Origin of the sequence: Kitasatospora cystarginea (assembly GCF_039533515.1) — a bacterium.
In the GTDB taxonomy this organism is placed as follows: Bacteria; Actinomycetota; Actinomycetes; order Streptomycetales; family Streptomycetaceae; genus Kitasatospora; species Kitasatospora cystarginea.
In genome coordinates this window covers 1-844 of record NZ_BAAATR010000190.1, presented here as the reverse complement: position 1 = coordinate 844, position 844 = coordinate 1, and the positions used below count along the sequence as shown (strand labels likewise).

At 71.4% G+C, this 844-nt stretch carries 1 protein-coding gene; it reads right to left on the bottom strand.

What is annotated here, in order from left to right; genetic code table 11:
- A partial coding sequence (locus ABD369_RS40765; RefSeq protein ID WP_344641685.1) for a sensor histidine kinase occupies positions 1 to 844 on the bottom strand: 844 nt, incomplete at both ends.

Here is an 844-nt window from a genome sequence, read left to right as displayed (position 1 = left end):
CGATGGCGCCGCCGTGCGCCCGGACCACCGAGCGGACGATGGACAGGCCGAGCCCGACGCCCTTGTCGCTGCGGGTGCGGTCGGCGCCCTTGACCCGGCGGAACGGCTCGAAGATGTGCTCCAGCTCGTAACCGGGCACCACCGGACCGGTGTTGGACACCACCAGTTCACCCGCGCCGCCGGCCACCACCGTGGTGGTGATCTCCACCCAGCCGCCCGGCGCGTTGTAGCGCACCGCGTTCTGCAGCAGGTTCAGCGCGATCCGCTCCAGCAGCACCCCGTTCCCCGACACCGCCACCGGCGTCAGCGTCGAACGCAGCTCCACCTCCCGGGTCACCGCCTCCGCCCGGGTCTGCTCCAACGCCCGGGTGGCCACCTCCGACAGCTCCACCGGCCGCCGGTCGGTCAGCTCGTTGTCACTGCGCGCCAACAGCAGCAACCCCTCCACCAACTGCTCGCTGCGCTCGTTGGTGGCGAGCAGGGTCCGGCCGAGTTGCTGCAGATCGGGGGCGGCGTTCGGGTCGGAGAGCTGGACCTCCAGCAGGGTGCGGTTGATCGCGAGCGGGGTGCGCAGCTCGTGCGAGGCGTTGGCGACGAACCGCCGCTGCGAGTCGAAGGAGCGGTCCAGGCGGTCGAGCATCTCGTCGAAGGTGTCGGCCAGCTCCTTGAGCTCGTCGTCCGGACCGTCCAGCTGGATCCGGCGGTGCAGGTCGGAGGAGACCACCTCGCGCGCGGTCCGGGTGATCCGCCCCAGCGGACGCAGCACCCGACCGGCCATCGCGTAGCCGGCCATGAAGGCGATCACCGCCAGGCACACCAGCACCGTGAGCGACTTGCGCAGCAG